Genomic DNA, 17,019 nt, shown 5'->3' on the forward strand with positions numbered 1-17,019 from the left:
TGTCCCTCAATCGCTCAGAACGCGGTCTAGCCAACCGAGTAAACCGCCGCTTGCGATGGGCTCCAGGGGCTGTGCCGTGGGCGTGGATGTGTTCGGCCGTTTGCGTTCGCGCGGTGGCAGGTACTTGTTGGTTGGTTTGTAGCCCATTTCCGGCATCAGATCGTACCCGTCTCTGTCAGCGACCATTCGAGAAACCTCTGATTCGGGATCGCCGAGATCGCCGAAATGCCGGGCGCTGGCGGGGCAGGTGCGTACGCAAGCCGGTTGGCGCTCTTCTTCTGCGATGTTCTCGTTGTAAATTCGGTCAATGCAAAGCGTACATTTGCGCATCACCTGTTCGCCCGGGTCCATCTCTCTGGCGCCGTATGGGCAAGCCCAGGCGCAAAGGCCGCACCCTATGCACTTGTCTTCTTCGACCAAGACAATTCCATCTTCCGACCGTTTGTAGGAAGCGCCAGTCGGACAAACCGTCACACAGGCGGGTTCTTCGCAGTGCAGACAAGATTTTGGGAAATGCACGGTGCGCCCGTCGCAGCCTTCGCCTGCTTCGAAGCTGTGTACGCGGTTCAGCCAAGCGCCAGCAGGATCGGTACCATAGGCCGAAACGTCGGTGAGCGGTCCCGGATAGCCACCTGTGTTCCATTCCTTGCAATTGACCACGCAAGCGTGGCATCCGACGCAGATGTCCAAGTCGATGACTAGGCCAAGTTTCTTCGGCCCGGGATTTGTCGGGAGACTGGTCATCGCTTTCCTCCCTTTTTGCCATATGCCACCGTTTCGGGGGCTCTGGGCATCCCGGGAGGTCGCTTGAAGGCTTTGCGCTTGAGTGCGGTTTCCTCGAACCCTGGTTTTTCAGCTTTTTTTATACGTACTCGTAAGTCATACCAAGCGGCCTGTCCTGTAACCGGGTCGGACGCGGCGTAGCGATAGCCGCTGCCCTGTTCGGGGAGTAGTTCATCGATCAGGTGATTCAGCAGAAAGCCGCGGGTGCTTTCCGGCGCATCCTTGTCGAGGTTCCAGGCACCAGCACGCTTTCCAATGGCGTTCCAGGTCCAAACCGTCTTGGCGTTCACGCCTTGCATTATCTTTGTTGGGGCTTTGATCTTTCCGTGCCGGCTTTCAACCCAAACCCAATCATCTGCCTTCAGCTCAAGCTCCTGGGCTAAGGATTCCGGGACGAAGAGCACGTTGTGGCCATGAATCTGGCGCAACCAGGCATTCTGCGATCCCCAGGAATGATACATCGCCATCGGCCGTTGACTCACGGCATGGAGTGGAAAGTCATCGGCTGTCCGGGTTTCATCCTCCAGCGGGGGGTACCAGAAGGGTAGCGGATCGAAGTAACGGCGCAGACGTTCACGCTCGCGTTCGGGGGGCAGAACATCGCCATGACCGTCTGCTGCAAGCCGGAACTTTTGCAAGGGCTCGACGTAGAGCTGCAGGACCACAGGCGCGGCTTCCGTCATGAAACCCATGGACTTCGCCCAATCGAGGTAAGCCTGGTTGGCGAATTTAAAGTAATGCCCTTCCTCGGGGATATCGTGCCGCCAGAAGCATCCGTTCTCTATGTAGCGATCGAGTTGGTTAGGGTTGGGCGCGCCGACACCCTGTGCATCACCGTTCTCGCCGCGCCATCCCGCAAGCGGACCGATACCTGGTTTGCGTTGATGCTGGGTAATGTACTGTTTGTACCCCTCCGGAAATTTTTCCGAGCCGTCTTCGTTTGTCATCCCGGGCAAGCCAAGTCGATAGCCGAGATGGATCAGCACATCCTGGAAGGGGCGGACATCACGGTCGGGCGTCAAAACAGGCTGGCGAATTGCGTCGGCTGCGGCCTCGGCACTGCCGATCGGGCGGTCCAGCAAGGAAATGCAGTCCCATCGTTCCAGATAGGTCGTATCCGGCAGCACAAGGTCAGCGTAGGGCACCGTTTCAGAATAGAAGGCGTCGGAGTAGATCACGTGTGGAATGCGATATTCGCCGGTTTCGGGATCCTTGTCGGTCAACATCGAGACGGTGCCGCCGGTGTTCATGGCTGAGTTCCAGGCCATGTTGGCCATGTAGAGGAACAAGGTATCAACCGGGTAGGGATCACCCTTCCACGCGTTGGTGATGACCATATGCATCAACCCGTGGGCAGACAGAGGATTCTCCCATGAGAACGCCTTATCGATGCGCTGCGGCTTTCCGTCCGGTCCCACGAGCAGATCTTCGGGGCCCTGCACGAAGCCAAGCGGCGGACCGGGCAAGGGCTGTCGCGGGTTCACCTGGCCTGGTTTGCCAGTTGGTTTGACCGGCGGTGGCGCGGACTGCGGGAACGGAGGCTTGTAACGGAAGCTGCCGGGGCTATCGATGGCTCCCAGCAGCATTTGCAATAGATGCAAGGCGCGGCAGGTATGAAAACCGTTCGAATGGGCCGAAATACCACGCATGGCATGCAGGGCCACGGGTCTGCCGACCATGCGTTCATGACGGACGCCACGCCAATCGGTCCAGGGCTGCTCGATCACCACGGTTTGGCTGAACGCGGCTTCGGCGATCTCCGCGGCAATACGACGGATCGTATCGGCAGGCAAGCCGGTTCGCTCGGCCACAGCTTCCGGGGCGTACTCCGCGGTCAGATACTTCTCAGCCAAGAGATAGAATACAGGCTTTGCCTGCCGGCCATCAGGTAACGTCACGGTTTCCCTTAAATCGGGCACGACTCCGTCACTGTCCCATGGTAACGCGGCCGCCTGTTTCTGATCCCATACCAGGGGCTTTCCGTCGGCGTCGCGAGCGAACAAGCCGTGGGAACTACTGCCGGGAGCATCGATGACCAACCAAGGAGCGTTCGTGTAGGATTTGAGGAATTCTTTGTCGATTTTTCCTGCGCTCAGGAGTTCATGAACCAGGGAGAGGGCAAAGAGGCCATCACTTCCCGGCGTAATTGGCAACCATTCGTCAGCGATGGCGGAATATCCTGTCCGCACGGGATTCACCGAGACGAACTTCGCACCGTTTGCACGCAACTTGCTTAGGCCGATCTTGATAGGATTGGAGTCGTGATCTTCAGCCACGCCAAACATCATGAAAAACCGACTGTGCTCCCAGTCCGGTTCGCCAAACTCCCAAAAGCTGCCGCCGATGGAATAGAGACCACCTGCTGCCATGTTGACCGAGCAGAAGCCACCGTGAGCCGCAAAATTTGGCGTACCGAATTGCGAAGCCCACCAGGCCGTCAGGCTCTGGCTCTGATCGCGTCCGGTGAAAAAGGCAAGCTTACGGGGGTCTTCATTGCGGATCGCGGACAACCAACCGGTTGCGATCCCCAGTGCCTCGTCCCACTCGATCTCCTCGAACTCCCCAGAGCCGCGTGGACCCACGCGCTTTAAGGGTTTGCGCAGCTTGGCCGGGCTTTCCTGGTGCATGATCCCGGCGGAGCCCTTGGCACATAAGACCCCCTTGTTTATCGGATGATCGGGGTTGCCTTCGATGTAACGAATACCGCCATCTTTGAGGTGGACGCGGATACCGCAACGACAAGCGCACATATAGCAAGTGGTTGTGCGAATTTCGTCGGACACCTTGGGAGAAAGGTCGATAGGTCGGTCGTCCGGCACTGAAGGGCTCCTGGATTGAGATTTAGCGTGACGTGATGGACAGAACGCTATCCTAACCCTTGCGGGTAGAGATTCTCACCTACAAAGTGGAAAGGATTTCCAGGATGTGACGGAATGTTCCGATGCTAACGGATTGTTTTATCAGTCAGGTATTGCCGCGACACGAAGAAATACCTGATTGTATAGATAGCAGTATTTCTCACGGCCGCCTTAAAATTGCCTCTTTCCAGCCCCCGGGAAGTCTAGAGTAAGCTTGAGGCTGCATGGTTCGGGAAATACACTCAGATGCAGGAGGCATTATGGCACAGGATCCTTTGAAATTCCTGCGCGATCGGCAAGGTCCGGCGCGCGCTCCCTTGTTGCACGACCCAAAGGCTGATAATCCACAGGCTCCGCAAACCAGCGCCCGGGCGCCCGCGCCCAGTCCCAAACCAAAAGAGGAAGCGACCTTGCCGCAATCGATCCAGCCCACATCACGCTCAACAGTTTCATCGACTTCTGCAAGCCAGCCGGAGGGAACGGGTCGTTTGATCGTCGGACCGGCGATTCGAGTTAAGGGTGAAATTGGGGCTTGTGATACATTGGTTGTGCAGGGAGAAGTCGAAGCATCAATGACGGGCCGCGTGATGGAAGTCGCACAAGGTGGACTGTTCAAAGGGCAGGTTGAACTCGACGAAGCGAGCGTTGCTGGCCGGGTCAATGGCAAACTCACGGTCAAAGGATTGTTGAAAGTGACGGCCGGCGGGGAAGTGCGCGGCGAGATTCGCTATGGTGAGTTGCAAATTGAAAAAGGCGGCGTGATTGCGGGCGACATCGGTCTGTTAGATACGCCGTCAAAGGATTCAAAGCCCGAGGCTGAGGCGCCCAAAATGGAAGCTAAAACGGCGGCCGACTGACATTCAAATCGGCACTGACAATACCTCCAGCATCCGCAAGCGGCCCCGATTCGGGGCCGCTTTTAGATTCCATCCGGAATTACAGTAGCGCTGTAGCGTGGTGGCGCAGATGGTCTTCGATGAATGTAGCGATGAAATAGTAGCTGTGGTCGTAGCCCGCTTGCATCCGTAGCTCGAGTTCCTGGCCTGCGGTTTGGCAAGCACTGGCAAAGAGTTCCGGTCGCAATTGCTCCGCCAGGAATTGGTCGGCATCGCCTTGGTCGATCAGGATACCGCCACTTCTATGCCCGCTAAGGACAAGCGCAGTAGCATCGTAGTCGGCCCAGCTTTGCCGGTCTTCGCCGAGGTAGCCCGTGAAGGCTTTTTGCCCCCATGGCACCTGACTGGGAGCGACGATCGGAGAAAACGCAGAAATCGATAGGTAAGTTTCCGGGTTTCTCAATCCAATCGTAAGCGCGCCGTGACCACCCATGGAATGTCCCATGATTCCCTGGCGGGAGAGGTCGATGGATTCAAAGTTCTTCGCGAGGACCTGCGGGAGCTCTACCGATATGTAGCTGTACATCCGATATGCACCCGACCAGGGTGCCTGGGTGGCATCAAGATAAAATCCCGCACCTGAGCCAAAATCGTAGCTTTCGTCTTCACCGGGGATGCCTTGATTGCGCGGAGACGTATCCGGCGCCAGGATATTCAAGCCCAATTCGGCCGCTACTCGTTGCGCGCCGGCTTTCACGGTAAAGTTTTCCTCCGTACACGTCAGACCCGACAGGAACGTGACCAACGGACGCCTTTCACCTCTGACGGCCTGGGGCGGTTGGAAAAGCGAGAAGCGCATCGCGCCGTTACAGCGCTCGGAGTGATGTTCGAAGATGCTTTGCGCGCCTCCAAAGCATTTCGCTTCCGATATTTGTTTCAATACCATAACGGATTTAATTCCAGTAATACATTAATAAAGAACAACGCTCCGAATTGATTTTCCGGCGTGCATCAAATCGAAGCCCTTGTTGATATCCTCCAGCGGCATGATGTGGGTGATCATCTCATCGATGGCGATCTTGCCGTCCATGTACCAATCCACGATCTTCGGCACGTCCGTACGGCCGCGCGCGCCGCCGAATGCCGTACCGCGCCAGGATCGACCGGTAACCAGTTGGAAGGGGCGTGTCGAAATTTCCTGGCCAGCGCCGGCGACACCGATGATGACGGAAACGCCCCAGCCTTTATGGCAGCATTCCAGAGCCTGACGCATCGTGTTCACGTTTCCGATGCACTCGAAGGAGTAATCCGCCCCACCACCGGTCAGCGACACGAGGTAGGGGACAAGGTCACCCTCGACCTCCTTGGGATTGACGAAATGAGTCATGCCGAACTTTTCACCCAGCGCTTTGCGCTCGTTGTTTAGATCGACGCCGATGATCTTGTTTGCACCCACCATGCGTGCACCCTGAAGAACGTTCAGTCCGATACCGCCAAGGCCGAAGACAACGACGTTTGACCCGGGTTCAACTTTCGCGGTGTTGACGACGGCGCCGACACCAGTGGTGACGCCGCAACCGATGTAGCAAACCTTATCGAAAGGAGCGTCGGGTCGAATCTTGGCCAGGGCGATTTCCGGCAAGACCGTGTAGTTGGCGAAGGTAGAGGTTCCCATGTAGTGGAGGATCGGCTTGCCGTCGATCGAGAAGCGACTGCTGCCGTCGGGCATCAGACCCTTGCCCTGTGTTTCGCGGATGGCCTGGCAGAGGTTCGTTTTCGGATTGAGGCAGTACTCGCATTGCCGACATTCCGGGGTATAGAGAGGAATGACGTGATCGCCTGGCTTAAGCGAGGAGACGCCTGCACCCACCTCAACCACGACGCCTGCACCTTCATGTCCGAGGATCGCTGGAAACAGCCCTTCCGGATCGGCGCCGGACAGGGTGAAAGCGTCAGTATGGCAGATGCCGGTTGCCTTGATTTCCACCAGGACTTCACCAGCCCGTGGGCCTTCCAGTTGCACGGTCATGACTTCCAGCGGTTTGCCAGCCTCCAGGGCAACAGCGGCGCGTACATCCATCTTCAACTTCCTTCCTAAAGCACTTTGGGGGACGGCTCCTGACCGACCGGATTATGTTTGGCGACAGACTTGCAGAAGGTGGTGGCGTATGACAAGGCTTGCGGCGACAATAATTGTCCTCTTGTCACGTGGGGCTGTTGTTTCCGGCTCTTGGCGATGGCGGCTTTGTCCAGGATTACAGCTCTTGCTAATCGAATACGCCCGGTTTGGTGACAAGCGGCATGAACTTGCATTCTGTGTAATAGATTTTTTTTTCTGGCCCTCCAAAAGGAGTCATATCTTGTGGATAAACGGAATCATCGAGTTTCTTTTTCAAAAGAAAGAAAATAACATTCGAAGTTATTTCATCATTCCGGTTAAGAAAATATGTAATGGGTTCTATATAGAAATCTTCCAAATGAAATTTTATTAGAGGTGGGTCATTTAATTGAATATATAGCGAGAAGGGAACAAAGAATCTGTTCCCTAATCTTATATAGTAATAGTCCTGATCCACTAGGTACTCGCCTAGCGCGGATAGAAAATCCTCGCTTAACTCCCAATCGACAGGGCGTTGGTAGCTGTAATCTCCAGTTTCGCGGTTATAGCGTATATCGTCGCAATAGGGCGTAAAGGGGACAATAGGTAGTAAGAGGAGGGCGGTCAGCAACAGGACCGGGATCAGCAGCGCCAAGGCCACGCGCTTGGCCCAGACCGCCGATGCGGAGCGGTGCTTCTTCTTTGCCGCTCCGCTTTGACCGAACTCCTCCGCCATCCACCCTTGCCCCCCTTCACCTTCAAGCCCCACAAAGGGGTATTGCTTTATGGCGACGGTCGCAGCGCCGACCACTCAGGGTTCGTTACCTGACGCAACCCTTGCTTGCCATTCTTGTCGGTTATTATCTCAAACTCAAGGGTCATATCCTGCTCAGCGCGCGCCAAGGTCCCCATCCAAGCCCGGATCGGGCGAGGGGCCTGCGGTCAGGCTAACCAGCGTTCGTTACCCAGGATTACAGCTCTTGCTAATCGAATACGCCCGGCTTGGTGACAAGCGGCATGAACTTGCAGCGACCGTAGTGGATACTACTGGCTGGACCTCCAAAAGGGGTCATGTCCAGTGGATATACAGAATCATCGAGTTTCTTTTTCAAAAGAAAGAAAATAACATTCGAAGTTATTTCATCATTCCGGTTAAGAAAATATGTAATGGGTTCTATATAGAAATTTTCCAAATGAAATTTTATTAGGGGGGGGTCATTTAGTTGAATATATAGCGAGAAGGGAACAAAGAATCTGTTCCCTAATCTGATATAGTAATAGTTCTGATCCACTAGGTACTCACCTAGCGCGGATAGAAAATCCTCGCTTAACTCCCAATCGACAGGGCGTTCGTAGCTGTAGTCTCCAGTTTCTCGGATGTAACGTATATCACTACAATAAGGTGTAAAGGGGACGAGGGGTAGGAAGAGGAAGGCGGTCAGCAACAGGACCGGGATCAGCAGCGCCAAGGCCACGCGCTTGGCCCAGACCGCCGATGCGGAGCGGCGCCTTCTCTTTGCCGCTCCGCTTTGATCGAACTCCTCTGTCATCCACCCTTGCCCCCTTCGTCCTCAAGCTTCGCTGAGGGGTGTTCTCCTATGGCGACGGTCGCAGCGCCGACCACTCAGGGTTCGTTACCTGCCGCAACCCTTGCTTGCCATTCTTGTCGGTTATTATCTCAAACTCAAGGGTCATATCCTGCTCAGCGCGCCCCAAGGTCCCCATCAAAGCCCGGATCGGGCGAGGGGCCTGCGGTCAGGCTAACCAGCGTTCGTTTCCCGGGATTACAGCTCTTGCTAGTCGAATACGCCCGGCTTGGTGACAAGCGGCATGAACTTGCATTCTGTGTAATAGATTTTTTTTTCTGGCCCTCCAAAAGGAGTCATATCTTGTGGATAAACGGAATCATCGAGTTTCTTTTTCAAAAGAAAGAAAATAACATTCGAAGTTATTTCATCATTCCGGTTAAGAAAATATGTAATGGGTTCTATATAGAAATCTTCCAAATGAAATTTTATTAGAGGTGGGTCATTTAATTGAATATATAGCGAGAAGGGAACAAAGAATCTGTTCCCTAATCTTATATAGTAATAGTCCTGATCCACTAGGTACTCGCCTAGCGCGGATAGAAAATCCTCGCTTAACTCCCAATCGACAGGGCGTTGGTAGCTGTAATCTCCAGTTTCGCGGTTATAGCGTATATCGTCGCAATAGGGCGTAAAGGGGACAATAGGTAGTAAGAGGAGGGCGGTCAGCAGCAGGACCGGGATCGATAGCGTCAAGGCCACCCGCCTGACCCAGACTGCTGACGCGGAGCGGCGCTTCTTCTTTGCCGCTCCGCGTTTACCGGAATCCTCCGCCATCCATCCTTGCCCCTTTACCTTCAAGCCCCGCAAAGGGGTATTCTCCTATGGCGACGGTCGCAGCGCCGACCACTCAGGGTTCGTTACCTGCCGCAACCCTTGCTTGCCATTCTTGTCGGTTATTATCTCAAACTCAAGGGTCATATCCTGCTCAGCGCGCGAGCGTACTTCAAAATCCGCACCCAAGCCCAGTTCACGTAGGGTCACGCGGTAAAGATCGGTCATCAGATCATCGCTGTTCGAGCTGAAGTTGTAATCCAAGCGATGCTTGATTTTTCCTGTAGCGAAAACTTTGTTACCCCGTCTTTCAAAAGATATTTTGCTGTCGCTTTGTAGAGCCTGGTGCTGAGACGCGGGCGTGTTGGCAAGTGCAGTACGCTGGCCGCCCCGTCCTTGGAGGTCTGCGGTAGTTGTCCCTCCATCCTCCAGCCGCAACATTGTTTGCTGCAGGGGCGATGGCTCGGGCAAGGTTTCCAGCGTTGTGGGGTCGATGCCAATAATTTGCGCTTCAATCGCTCTTTGATGGTCAAAGAGAAAACCTTGTGTTTCAGGGTTTTGTTCCAGAGATTGCGAGAAGTCTATCTCCATCACGCCGTCGGCGTCGGGATCCAGGAAGCGTTCTAGAAGCTTCGCGGCCTCCTTATCGCCAAGTTCCCGGCGCAGTACAACGGCAAGATCGCCAGCGCTTTTGAGCAGTTCTTCTGTCGTGCCAACGGCATCGGGAACCCGACCGCGTGAAGCAATGAAAACAGAAGTGTCGACCAGGACTTCGGCAATCAAACCCGCAATCTTTTCTTGGCGTTCGCGTTTCTGCCTGCGTCCTTGCGGGGGCGCTTCGCTGATTGCCTCTTCGATGTCCTGCTGCAATTGTTGGACGAATTTACCACTATTGCCCAAAAATCGTTTGTTCAGAGCAGATGGTTGTGCGGTGTTTGGTGGTTTTGGCCGTTTGCTTTGCTGATCGGTTGATAAGAGTGCAGTTGCAATCGGCGGCGGCGTCTTGGGAGCGGTGGTTGCTGGTGTTTCGCTTTTCCCCTGCCCACCGCTTTCTCGATTCGAGGGGCCTTTGTCCGTAGTTTGACGGGTGACGTTTTGGCCGTCGTTTTGATTGGAGGGCGCTGTTTCCCTTGCCTTTTGATCGCCCAGGGTGACGACGCTGCTCTGGGGCAAGCGGGCTAAAGGTGTCTGCAGGCTCTGCGATTCCGGGAAGGGATTCCGGAACCCATCGTCCGGGCGCGGCGTTCCTCCGCTTTGCGGCTGGTCTACTTGCGCCTCTGGCTTTGCTTGTGCGGACGCTGGACTGTCAGGTCCGTCCTGTGCCTTGCGGTCGCTGCTTGGTTGAGGCTCTCTATCGTTGGGGTCATGCGGATTTCGTCCAGCATCCTCTGCCCCCGGTTTTCTCGGGAAGGCCTGGCTGGCGACATCATCCCGCTCACTGCCGGAGCCCGGCTGGCCGCCAGAGCCCGGCTGGCTTTTCTGCGCATTCCTCTCTGGGTTAATTTGGATGGAAGTCTCCTTACCGGAGGCGTTTTCCTTTGTGCCGCCGTTGTTAGAAGCGCTTTGGGCTGCGGGTTTTGCAGCCGCTGTGTTGCCAGGGCCGCCGCGCGGCGGCGCATCGTCAGACGCCGTCTCGTTCGTGCTGGTGGTGCCCGCAGGTTTTGCCGAGCTTGCAGCCGGTCCTGACCCTGGCTTGGCGCCGTTTGGCAGCGCGCCATTGCCAGAGGTGGTTGTGTTGGATGCCGCCGTGCCGGGAGCGCGCAGAGGCTGCCCGTCCCGCAAGTTGACCGGCGCAGAAACGCGTGGGCCCTCGGGATCGTCCTTGACCTTGGCCGGATCGAAAACCAAGCCTTTGTCTGTAATCTCAAAGCCGTCCTCGGCCATCTCTTCACGGAAGCGCAGGCCAACCTCATCCGGGGTCGGGCTTTTGGCCTTTTGCGTCATGGTGCGGGTGAACTCGAACGCCATGCCGCCCGGGCTGACGGGATCGAAGGGGTTTTTAGAATTGCGGTCGACCATGGCCATGACCGTCGGGCTGAGAACGGGCCGTCCGTCGGGTCGGCGTTTGGCCATTTCCTCGGCTAGCTCCTCGGTATTTTTTGCAAATTTCATCGCTGAACCTTTAAGAAAAATAGGGGATAAGCAAAAAATATAGGCGAAAAAGAGTGATTATCAAATATAATGGTAATAAAACTAGAAAAATTGTCAACGTTTTTCGCTATTCCGGCTTGCAGGGTGCATTCGCGCAGGCTTAGGCTCGTCGCGCTTGGCCGAAGGAGGAACGAGTACTATGGACAGTATCCAACAAGCGCGGGTTGACCTGGCAGCCGCCCACAGGCTTGCCGCACGCTATGGCTATCACGAAGGTGTCTGCAATCATTTCAGCTATGCCATTCCGGATATGGATGATCGGTTTCTCTTGTCGCCTTATGGTGTTCATTGGTCACAAGTGCGTGCGAGCGATCTCCTCCTGGTCAATGCCAAAGGCGAGGTTATCGAAGGGAATGGTTATGCGGAGACGTCGGCCTTTTGCATCCATGCAGCCGTTCATCTGGCGCACCCGAGGGCTGCCTGTGTGCTGCACACTCATATGCCTTATGCAACAGCACTGACATCACTGGAAAATTCCGAGATTCTGCCGATCAGCCAGAATTCCCTGAGGTTCTATCAGGATGTGGCCTACGACAACGACTACGGCGGATTGGTCCATGATATGGAGGAGGGCGCGCGGCTTGCCTCCAATCTAGGCAACAAGCGGGTCCTGATGTTGGGCAATCACGGGGTAATGGTTGTTGGGCCGACCATCCATCAGGCCTTTGATGATCTTTACTATCTGGAGCGCACCGCGGAGCTACAGGTGTTAGCTTATTCGACCGGCAAACCGCTGCGGTTAATGGGGGAGAACCTCGCGCGCCATACGAAGACACAGTTCGATGAAGAGCGTGACCGCTACAGCCGGATTCACTTCGATGGCTTGCTGCGGATTCTCGATCAGGAGAGCCCTGAGTTCAGAAACTAGGTCCCGCAGTTCGAGAATGCAAAAAAGGGAGCCATGGAGCTCCCTTTTTCATGTGCGAAGGATCGGCGAAGAAAGTTATTCGGCGGCGATGGCCTGTGCCGCCCGGCGCTGCAATTCTTCGCCCAGGAATTCGGCAAGTTTCTGCGGCCCGGTTTTGGCAAGTTTCGCCGAGCGCTCGGCTCCATTATTGTAGTTTGTGTTCGTATTGATGTCGTAGGTATAGATGTTGCCTTCGATATCGCGGATGAACTCGATACCGGCAACTTCAACGCCGTTGTCCGCGAGGACCTTTTCCAACGTCGAGATAAGCGCTGGATCAATATCATCAGTAATCTGGAATTTCGGTGCTTCTTCCTGATCTGGGGTCGCCGGGCAGAAGGCGTCGCCGACCGCGCAGGCGTCCGCAGGGCAAAGCTCAAATCCCTGGCTGGTATCGACCCGTACGGCATAGTGGAAACGTCCGCCGATGAACTCCGCACGGGTGATGTAGGGCTCCGCAGGCCGGATGTACTGCTGGATCAACCAAGTGCCATCGACAGGCGCCTCATACTCCGGGCTTTCAAGATAAGTGGCCAAGCTGTCCAAATCTTGGAATAACTGAACTCCCAGGCCTTTCCCGCCACGGTTGGGCTTCAGGATAAGCGGTAGCTCCGCAAAGGCCCGAGCTGCTGGGAGCACCGCGTCCTTGCCGACGGCAATGCGCGTGCGTGGCGTGCGGACGCCCGCCGCTTGGAGCGCGGCATACTGTGCAACCTTGCTGACCTCCAGGTACAAAGCACGGCTGCCGTTGACAACCCTGCGCCCGTTCAATTCTAGCCAGTTCAGGACATGTTGGGTGTAGGAGGGTGCGTGGGTGTGCCCGCGCGTATGAGCTGAGGCGCTCATACGGCTATAGAAGATGCCTTCCGGCGGATGGGAATCGAATGATAGAATGCCTTCATCAAGATGCCATTCCTCGAAATCCAGGCCCGCAGATTCCAGAGCCGACCGGAAAGGCGGCAACCACTCATCGTTCTCGTGCAGAATATAGATCTTCGACATTTTTGCCGCTCCATATTTTACGCATAAAATGCGTGAAATAGTGAATATCACACTCAATAATGAGATTAAGTGGAGGCATTAAGACTCTTCAAGTGGGAAATACAAAAATTCACGAATCTGTGCGCAGAGCGGCGAGGGCTTCGGGTGTGTCGATATCGTCCAAAATGCTGCGATCATCGATTGCGATCTCGGCTACCAACTCCGGATAATCGCTAAGCAGATGTCGTGCGCCGACGTCACCATGGAGCGTTTGCAGTTCGGCAAAGAACTGGCGGGATATCAGAACTGGATTGCCGCGTTTACCCTGCCACGTCGGCAGGCAGATCGAGCGCCCTTCCACCGGATTGAAACCAGCGATGATGCTATTTATGACGGCGGTCGAAATGCGTGGCATATCACCGAGCATGATTATAACGCCGTCTGGCTGACCGGGGAGGCTCGCCAATCCGCGTTTTAGGGATGAAGCGAGGCCGCTGGCGTAATCCGGATTATGGGCGAAAACGAGCTCCATATCGGCGAGTGCGCTTGTAACTTCTTGTGCTTGATGACCGGTAACGACGACAAGGTCGCTTATCTGCGCGGCCTTTAGGGCTTCGACTGCATGGCGAACCAAAGGCTTGCCGTTGACGTCCGCCAGGAGCTTGTTGGCATGCCCCATGCGCCGTGACTGTCCTGCGGCCAGCAGCAACGCCGCAATTTTGGGTGCCCGCGGTGCCAGCGGACGGCCCTCATGTTCGGGATCAGGCGTTCCTTCAACGGCAAAAGAACGCGGCAGGGGTCGTTGGGCGATCTCCATCAATAGGCCGCCGGCACCCATTTGCATGATATCTCGAGATCCAACGGGTAGATCACAGAGCAGGCGTTCCAGAACCCAATCGAAACCGTTGACCTTGGGCGATCGGGCGCAACCGGGCAGCCCCAGCACCGGCAGGCCATCCCACTCCGCAAGCAGCAGAAGATTGCCTGGGTCTACCGGCATGCCGAAGTGAAGAACCGCTCCACCGGCTTGCGCGATGCCTTGGGGAACAACGTCGCGCCGGTCAACGATGGCCGACGCTCCCGATACGAGAAGCAGTTCGCACCCCTCCGCTTGGAGTTCCTTCAAGGCGCTGGAAATTTCGGAAGGATCGTGGGCGCAGCGGCGTTCTTCAGCTGGTGGGCAGTCGAGGTGGGCTAGGCGCTGATTCAGGGCGGCAAAAGTCTTGTCTAGTAAACTGACCTTCATACCTGACAGTTCGGTTTGTACCAGTCCTATTTGCCGCGCTCGAAGCGGGGCGACGCTGATCAGCGGTTCATTGCCGAGCGTTTGCATCGCTTGGTCAATAATCTTCCCGTTTGCGGCGAAGGGAATCATCTTAACCGTGGCCACCATCTGGCGCGGTTCGACGAGGCCATAGGGTGGCACCGTTGCAATGGTGATGCACTCATCGGTCAAGTTGAAGGCATCAAGCCGACCTCTGTCGATCACTGCCAGTCCGCGCGCCTGGGCAATAAGATTGCAGCGCCCGGTAAAAGCTGCGGTCTGATTCAGGTTAGCACCACGAATAGCCGCGGCTACCATGGCCGCGGCTTCGTCTTCGTGCAGGTCTCCACGCGCCATGCGAGCGACGGTGACCTCTTCAATGCCTGCGGCGAGCAAGGCTGTAACGTCTTCCTCACTCAGCTTACGACCCTTCTTGAAGTTTGATTTATCAAAGCGGATCGAATGGGCGAGCAATGAACCGGCAGCATCGCGGCTATTGACCTTGCAAAAGTCCATCAGGCCGTGTCTCCCGGCGTCAGAGGCGGCGCAGCGCGCAAGACCTGGGTTATCTGTGCCATCACTGAAACGGCTATTTCAGCCGGCGATTTTGCACCGATTGATAGGCCTACAGGCCCTTGGATACGTGCGAGCGCTTCTTCGCTCGCGCCCTCCGCACGTAGGCGGATCAGGCGCTTGGCATGGGTTCGTGTCGACCCCAGGGCGCCGATATAAAAGACGGGCGATTTGATGGCGGCGAGCAAGGCAGGATCGTCGAGTTTAGGGTCGTGTGTCAGGGTGACAACGGCCGTGCGGCGGTCCAATGCCAGATCTGCCATGGCCTCATCGGGCCAGGAGTCTACGCACCTGATTCCCGGGAACCGCTCTTCGGTTGCCCAAGCTTTGCGTGGGTCGACCAGAACGACATCGTACCCGGTCATCTGCGCCAGGGGTGCCAGGGCTTGTGCGATATGAACCGCACCGACCAGAACCAGGCGCAATGGGGGATTGAAGACTTGCAGGAACCAGTGGTCCTCGTACAGCCCGCTGCGGTCGTCCCGTAAAGCCTTGCGAATTGCCGCGAACAGTTCGGCATCAGGCTTGAAGTCGCCAACGGCCTTGCCGTCGATTACCAGACACTGCTGGCCGGATTCGATGTTGGTAACCAAGACCGTTTCCAGCTTGCCTTGTTTAGCCTCCAAGAGCTTGTCGAGCAGGAGGCGCTTCATACCAAGGACTCCACGAAGACCTTTACCGTGCCACCACAAGCCAAACCAACCGACCAGGCGTCCTCATCGGTAACACCAAAGGTCAGGAGCTTTGGCGGTGCGCCTTCCATGATCTGACGCGCTTCGTGCACGACAGCGCCTTCGATGCAGCCGCCGGATACCGAGCCGACCATGCGGCCGGTTTCATCTACGGCCAACTGGCTGCCGACCGGGCGCGGTGAGGAACCCCAAGTTGCCACGACGGTCGCCAGGGCCACCTTGTGTCCCTGGTCTTGCCAGTTCGTGGCCGTTGCCAGAACATCTGCTTCGATCATGCCGACTTTCCTATCCATTGGCTTGCGGCCTCCTCTCGTGCCGGCGGGTCGGCGCTAAGTGCGGCGGCCAGATCGGCCAAGCTGTTTATGCTATGGGCGCTGCGGAGTTCATCAACGTGACCGATCATCGCGCTGGCACCCTGTGATTTCGGTGCATAGGCGTCATACCGCAAGAGGGGGTTGAGCCAGATCAGGCGCCTGCAGGACTTGTGCAAGCGCTCCATCTCCTCGCCAACGCCGCGGGCACCTTCACGGTCCAATCCGTCTGTGATTAACAAGACGACGGCCCCTTGTCCAAGTACCCGCCTGGACCACTGTCTGTTGAAATCCTTCAGGCACCCACCGATTCGCGTGCCGCCCGACCAATCCTCAACCTCGGCTCCCACCTTTTCCAGTGCTACGTCAATGTCCTTGTAGCGGAGCTGGCGCGTGATGTTGGTAAGCCGCGTTCCAAACACGAAGGAATGGACACGGTCCCGGTCGTTGCTCAAGTGGTGCATGAAATGGAGAACCATTCTTGAATAGCGTGCCATGGAGCCGGAAATGTCGCAAAGGACGGTCAAGGGGGGGCGGCGTGTGCGAGGCTCTTTCCAGTTGAGAGGAATGTGATCGCCCCCACCACGCAAACTGGCCCGCAGCGAGGCCCGAAGGTCTATTCGACGTCCATGCGGCGCTGCACGGAACCGTCTCGTCTTTACTTCTTGCAAGGGTAATTTCAAAGCTCTTATGGCGCGTTTTGCCGCTTCCAATTCATCGAGCGACATCTTCTCAAAATCCATTTCCTGGAGTCGTTCACGAGCGGAATAGGTGAAACTGGCATCGACTTCTATTTCTTCTTCCGCATTTTCCTGCGGCTCTTTCGGCGTCTGACGGGGCGGCGAGAAAGCATCAGCAACGCGCCTGCTGATTTCCTGCTCGGCAGCGTCGCGCAGGCCGTCCGCCGTCACATCCGGCAACAACAACCCCTTCAACTTGTCCAGTATCTTTGGGTTGCGCCAGAAAAGATGGAAAGTCTGGTCGAAAATTTCCTGTTGATCGCGCCGATTTACGAAGGTGCTATGGAGTGTCCAATAGAAATCACGGCGCTCGCCGATGCCGACGGCGGTTATGGCCCCCAGGGCTTCGTGAACCTTTCCAGGGCCGACCGGTAGCCCTGCAGCCCTAAGCGTTCTGGCAAAGTAGAGGACGTTTTCCGCCAGGCGGCCTTCTTCGGCTGTGAACTGTCCATTTGGGGTGGTCAT

General features: G+C 56.2%; 15 protein-coding genes. 2 read left to right on the plus strand and 13 right to left on the minus strand.

Annotated elements, in window-relative coordinates:
- Nucleotides 1-6: 6 nt before the first annotated feature.
- The gene (locus ABIE63_RS11800; protein WP_354504678.1) at nt 7-744 is read right to left on the minus strand and encodes a 4Fe-4S dicluster domain-containing protein; all 738 of its coding nucleotides are present in this window, start codon (nt 742-744) and stop codon (nt 7-9) included.
- Nucleotides 741-3,602, minus strand: coding sequence for a molybdopterin oxidoreductase family protein (locus ABIE63_RS11805; RefSeq protein ID WP_354504679.1), 2,862 nt, complete (start codon nt 3,600-3,602; stop codon nt 741-743). The genes ABIE63_RS11800 and ABIE63_RS11805 overlap by 4 nt, the downstream gene beginning before the upstream one ends.
- Before the next feature lie 449 nt (nt 3,603-4,051).
- Here ABIE63_RS11805 and ABIE63_RS11810 point away from each other — a divergent pair, with 449 nt between their 5' ends.
- A complete protein-coding gene (locus tag ABIE63_RS11810; RefSeq protein ID WP_183416289.1) occupies nt 4,052-4,498 on the plus strand; it encodes a polymer-forming cytoskeletal protein in 447 nt (148 codons plus the stop codon).
- Nucleotides 4,499-4,577: 79 nt separating this feature from the next.
- Here the strand turns inward: ABIE63_RS11810 and fghA are convergent, their stop codons facing one another.
- From fghA to ABIE63_RS11840, 6 genes are all read right to left on the minus strand, one after another.
- Entirely contained in the window at nt 4,578-5,423 is an 846-nt protein-coding gene (fghA, locus tag ABIE63_RS11815) for an S-formylglutathione hydrolase (RefSeq protein WP_281369931.1), read from the minus strand.
- Between the two features lie 24 nt (nt 5,424-5,447).
- Complete coding sequence (locus tag ABIE63_RS11820; protein ID WP_183416290.1) at nt 5,448-6,557, minus strand: S-(hydroxymethyl)glutathione dehydrogenase/class III alcohol dehydrogenase; 1,110 nt, start codon at nt 6,555-6,557, stop codon at nt 5,448-5,450.
- A 187-nt stretch (nt 6,558-6,744) separates the two neighbouring features.
- A complete protein-coding gene (locus ABIE63_RS11825) occupies nt 6,745-7,386 on the minus strand; it encodes a hypothetical protein (protein ID WP_354504680.1) in 642 nt (213 codons plus the stop codon).
- A 172-nt stretch (nt 7,387-7,558) separates the two neighbouring features.
- Nucleotides 7,559-8,125 carry a hypothetical protein gene (locus ABIE63_RS11830; RefSeq protein WP_354504681.1) on the minus strand — a complete coding sequence of 189 codons (567 nt, stop codon included), beginning with the start codon at nt 8,123-8,125 and terminating at the stop codon, nt 7,559-7,561.
- A 246-nt stretch (nt 8,126-8,371) separates the two neighbouring features.
- Nucleotides 8,372-8,938, minus strand: coding sequence for a hypothetical protein (locus tag ABIE63_RS11835; protein WP_354504682.1), 567 nt, complete (start codon nt 8,936-8,938; stop codon nt 8,372-8,374).
- Between the two features lie 45 nt (nt 8,939-8,983).
- On the minus strand, nt 8,984-11,047 hold the full coding sequence (locus tag ABIE63_RS11840) for a hypothetical protein (protein WP_354504683.1): 2,064 nt from the start codon (nt 11,045-11,047) through the stop codon (nt 8,984-8,986).
- Between the two features lie 178 nt (nt 11,048-11,225).
- On the opposite strand from ABIE63_RS11840, the gene ABIE63_RS11845 reads away from it, so the two are divergent.
- The gene (locus ABIE63_RS11845) at nt 11,226-11,954 is read left to right on the plus strand and encodes an aldolase (RefSeq protein WP_183416293.1); all 729 of its coding nucleotides are present in this window, start codon (nt 11,226-11,228) and stop codon (nt 11,952-11,954) included.
- Nucleotides 11,955-12,029: 75 nt separating this feature from the next.
- Here the strand turns inward: ABIE63_RS11845 and ABIE63_RS11850 are convergent, their stop codons facing one another.
- The 5 genes from ABIE63_RS11850 to ABIE63_RS11870 all read right to left on the minus strand — a co-directional run bounded on the left by ABIE63_RS11850 (nt 12,030) and on the right by ABIE63_RS11870 (nt 17,019).
- Entirely contained in the window at nt 12,030-12,995 is a 966-nt protein-coding gene (locus tag ABIE63_RS11850) for an alpha-L-glutamate ligase (RefSeq protein ID WP_354504684.1), read from the minus strand.
- Nucleotides 12,996-13,104: 109 nt separating this feature from the next.
- Nucleotides 13,105-14,754, minus strand: coding sequence for a molybdopterin-binding/glycosyltransferase family 2 protein (locus tag ABIE63_RS11855; protein WP_354504685.1), 1,650 nt, complete (start codon nt 14,752-14,754; stop codon nt 13,105-13,107).
- Nucleotides 14,754-15,464 (minus strand): XdhC family protein, encoded by a 711-nt coding sequence (locus ABIE63_RS11860; RefSeq protein ID WP_354504687.1) that lies wholly within the window; start codon nt 15,462-15,464, stop codon nt 14,754-14,756. Before ABIE63_RS11860 ends, ABIE63_RS11855 begins: the two co-directional genes overlap by 1 nt.
- The gene (locus ABIE63_RS11865) at nt 15,461-15,796 is read right to left on the minus strand and encodes an XdhC family protein (RefSeq protein ID WP_354504688.1); all 336 of its coding nucleotides are present in this window, start codon (nt 15,794-15,796) and stop codon (nt 15,461-15,463) included. The genes ABIE63_RS11860 and ABIE63_RS11865 overlap by 4 nt, the downstream gene beginning before the upstream one ends.
- Nucleotides 15,775-17,019, minus strand: a complete 1,245-nt coding sequence (locus ABIE63_RS11870; RefSeq protein WP_354504689.1) for a VWA domain-containing protein — start codon at nt 17,017-17,019, stop codon at nt 15,775-15,777. The genes ABIE63_RS11865 and ABIE63_RS11870 overlap by 22 nt, the downstream gene beginning before the upstream one ends.

Source organism: Limibacillus sp. MBR-115, from assembly GCF_040549425.1.
Classification (GTDB): Bacteria; Pseudomonadota; Alphaproteobacteria; order Kiloniellales; family CECT-8803; genus Limibacillus; species Limibacillus halophilus.